The 3,301-nt window shown below is 66.0% G+C and carries 5 protein-coding genes; 3 read left to right on the forward strand and 2 right to left on the reverse strand.

The window, feature by feature from the left end; all coding sequences use genetic code 11:
* Nucleotides 1-125 precede the first annotated feature (125 nt).
* Nucleotides 126-1,136, reverse strand: coding sequence for a two pore domain potassium channel family protein (locus MKK88_RS14400; RefSeq protein ID WP_244000778.1), 1,011 nt, complete (start codon nt 1,134-1,136; stop codon nt 126-128).
* 110 nt (nt 1,137-1,246) lie between these two features.
* On the reverse strand, nt 1,247-1,453 hold the full coding sequence (locus MKK88_RS14405) for a hypothetical protein (protein WP_244000780.1): 207 nt from the start codon (nt 1,451-1,453) through the stop codon (nt 1,247-1,249).
* A gap of 201 nt (nt 1,454-1,654) precedes the next feature.
* Here MKK88_RS14405 and MKK88_RS14410 point away from each other — a divergent pair, with 201 nt between their 5' ends.
* The 3 genes from MKK88_RS14410 to MKK88_RS14420 all read left to right on the forward strand — a co-directional run.
* On the forward strand, nt 1,655-2,257 hold the full coding sequence (locus MKK88_RS14410; protein ID WP_244000782.1) for a peptidoglycan-binding domain-containing protein: 603 nt from the start codon (nt 1,655-1,657) through the stop codon (nt 2,255-2,257).
* Nucleotides 2,258-2,630: 373 nt separating this feature from the next.
* On the forward strand, nt 2,631-2,822 hold the full coding sequence (locus MKK88_RS14415) for a hypothetical protein (RefSeq protein WP_244000784.1): 192 nt from the start codon (nt 2,631-2,633) through the stop codon (nt 2,820-2,822).
* 275 nt (nt 2,823-3,097) lie between these two features.
* The coding region (locus MKK88_RS14420; protein WP_244000786.1) for an alcohol dehydrogenase catalytic domain-containing protein at nt 3,098-3,301 on the forward strand (204 nt) is incomplete at its 3' end.

Here is a 3,301-nt window from a genome sequence, read left to right on the forward strand (position 1 = left end):
ACCCTGCGAGATCAAGACATCGACCTGCCGCAGCTTAGCAACGATCTCTTCAGCCGTATGCTTCTTCCGTCCCATGACGACATCCTCCACATGGCTCAAAGCCATACCTCAGGGAGGACCACTTTTCAGGGGGCAGGCCAGTAAGCCTGCGCTGCAACCTCATCTCGCGCTGCTCGGATACTCTCTTGGGCGAGCCGGGATGCTGCCCTCTCCCAATGGGCGTGCCACTGTCGTCGCTCCTCAGGATCGATCACCTTCGCGACCGGCGGATCGCCTGGCAAGAAAGTTATTTCAAGCGTGACAACAAGCTTCTGAGCCACGCGCCAGAGTGCCTCGACCGCCGCAGCCTCCTTCAGCCAAGCCGTGGCCTCGCTCGCGAGCGTGCTGCGGATCAGCGACACCGTATCGAGGATGAGGTGAGCCTGCGCCGAGACCGAGTAGTACGGCTGCTCGAACCGGAAGTAGAACAGCACCGGGTAGAAGTGGTGTGTCTCCTTCATTGCAGCCATCTCGTCGGCAAGCGTAACGAGATGGCTGTAGCCGGCGCTGAACTGCCCGCGGGACCCGAGCCGCGCCAGCAACTCGCCCGCATCCGAGGTTTCTCCGGAGAGGACCTGCAGCTGCAGCCCGAGCGCGTTGCGCTGTCGAAGGGCGCCGTAGACCTGCATGACGTAGGTCAGGACCAACGAGGTCACAGACATCCCGATCAGCGAGTTCACAAGATAGACGACGCGGTAGGCGTTGGTCGTCGGCCGAAAATCGCTGGCACCGACGATCGCTATGCTGCTGCCGCCGGCATAGAGCGCGGTGAGGAGGTCCGTTGGTGTGGGTCCATTGCTTGCCTGCACGCCCGTCCCGAGCCCCGGATGGATGATGAGGCCGGCTCCGAGCGTCAGGCCGACGGCCCAGAGCAGGACGTAGAGAAGCAGGATGACCGGTCCGCAGAAGGACAGCACCGCGCCGCGATGCGTTCCGGCCGCGTCGGCCGCGCGGCGGAAGGCCATCCAGGTGATATGCGCGGCACGCTCGGCGATCAGGCCCATGCCGGCACGGGCGTAGAGAACGGTGAGGAAGACGTCGAGGAGGACGATCCCCATCACGAGGACGCCCGACGCGCATTCGATCACGGACACCATGATTAGCCTGTCGCGAGGCCCCGCGCACCGCAGGCGCTGGTCTTCAGCGCGAACCAGTCGCTGCCGTCCCCGTTTCCTGCGATACGTCCTTAGGACAATCCCGATCGGCATCAGGCAGGCGGCTGCATCTCCAGGCTCGGCTTCGGTGCTTCTGGAGGCGCCGCTCCGGCCTGGGGGCCCCACCGGTAGTGCTTCTCGACGGCGCTCCAGAAGGCGCGCTTCAGTTCTGGGCACCGCTGATCGAGGACCGCCTCAATGGCCGCGGCGGCTTCGCGCGCCAGGACCGCGCATTCTGCATCCGACACAAGATGGGTCATAGCACCCCTCCAGACGGGCGGCCGGTGGGCGCGCGCTCGGGGGCGCAAGAGTAACGGTCAGCGTTTCCCGGAACGATCCGGGTATTTCCTTAGGTTCGTCGCCGACCCGATTCGATTTCCAACTAAGTTCTTTCCCGATCTCAGGAATTCACCGTCATCGGAGACCTCCTACGGATTCGCCCGAAGGAAACGGGCGCAGCCTTGCCTGGTTCGCCCCTTCGTCCACAACAGGAGGTCTTCATGGCACTGAAGCAAGTCTTTCTCGTCAGCACGATGATCGTAGCCTTGGCCGGCGGTTACGCGCAGGCTCAGCAATCGGCTGTCAGCAACCAGCGCGTCACCCAGGATCAGGCGGATGGGCAGGGTACACAGATCTATGTGAGCTCGGCGGGCGTGCGGCAGATCCAGCAGTCGCTGACCCAGAAGGGCTACAGCACGGGTGCCGTCGACGGGCGTTGGAACCCCCAGACCGCGGCGGCGGCGCGCAGCTTCCAGCAGGCGCAGAACAACGACACCACGATCGCCGCCACGCACTTCCAGCAGGCGCAAGGTCTCGAGCCCACCGGCACGCTGACCACGAACCTGCTCGCCACGGTCGGCATGTCGCGCTGGGAGCGCGGCGAGCTCATGGGCGACATGACGGCGGGTGCGAACACGCCGGGCAACCCGAACCCGCAGACGACCGGGTCCTTCAACGGTTCGGGCAGCTCCACATCCGGTGGCGCGGATAGCAACTCCGCGAAATCCGACGCCTCCGCCGGACAAGGCAGCGGCGACGCGCGCGCAGCGTCAGGCTCGCGCTGACCCCTAAGCCTGGAGCGGCGGGTTCCGTCCGGCCGCCTCGGCAGCCCGCTCGGCGACCGTGCCGGGCCGGCTTATCGCGGGTGTGGATGTTCGCCGCCGAGGCACCCGTCTCCGAGCGATAAGACGACCTTACGCCCGCGATGCGCCTCGAGCGGCCGGGTCAGGCCCTCGCGGCTACCGGGCGCAGAGACCAGACAGGACTTGTCCGTCCAGGCCGGGCGGGTAGGTCCGTTCATCCAGATGACGGCAATCACGCACGTCGCATCGTCGTCTCGGCATAGCCCGCGCTGGGCTCCGTGCGATCGTCTTCGGTCGGTGGCCCAGTGAGAGAGGCCGCGTGCATAGCTCGTCCAAGCCCGTCGACGATCCGATAATGCACGAGCTGGTCGCGCTGGTGCAGGAACGGCTGCCGGACTCGGCGCAGCAAGGCCGCCTTATCCTGCTGGAGCAGCTCCGCGCCCTCGAGCGAGAGGCGCTGGAGCGCGGTGCAGATCCAGCCACCCTGCGCTCAATCCATGCCACCCGGGCTTTCGTCCGCAGATGCGATCCGCTGCGGGATCCCTGAGGATCCCGGCAACCCGGTTGCCGCCAGCCCTTGAGTGCACGCCGCTGACGCCGCACGCCCTTCAGGATGATCCGGGTCTCTCAGCCTGTCTGATGCGGGGCCGAACCGCCTGCCACGCTGGAGGTCTCCTAGGGGATTGTACGCGGGAACGTGGCTGCCATCGCCCAGGTTCGCCCCGTTGCAATACCGACGACCATCCCTGCGAGAACCTAGCCCGGACGGGCTGCACCGCCCGGATCCGGCCCTCGCCCCTCACCCGATGGGAGAAGACGGCTATGCGAGCCTTGGTTTGGCATGGGAAGGAAGACATCCGCTGCGACACCGTCAGCGATCCGGAAATCGAGGACGGGCGCGACGCCATCATCAAGGTCACGAGCTGCGCGATCTGCGGCTCCGACCTGCACCTGTTCCACAACTTCATCCCCGCCATGCTGCCGGGCGACGTCATGGGCCATGAGACCATGGGCGAGGTCGTCGAG

This window comes from Methylobacterium sp. E-005 (assembly GCF_022829725.1).
In the GTDB taxonomy this organism is placed as follows: Bacteria; Pseudomonadota; Alphaproteobacteria; order Rhizobiales; family Beijerinckiaceae; genus Methylobacterium.

Excerpts from the sequence above, each read along its gene's own strand:
- MKK88_RS14405 (WP_244000780.1), bottom strand. The coding sequence starts at position 1,453 with ATGACCCATCTTGTGTCGGATGCAGAATGCGCGGTCCTGGCGCGCGAA.
- MKK88_RS14415 (WP_244000784.1), top strand. The coding sequence starts at position 2,631 with ATGCACGAGCTGGTCGCGCTGGTGCAGGAACGGCTGCCGGACTCGGCG.
- MKK88_RS14400 (WP_244000778.1), bottom strand. The coding sequence starts at position 1,136 with ATGGTGTCCGTGATCGAATGCGCGTCGGGCGTCCTCGTGATGGGGATC.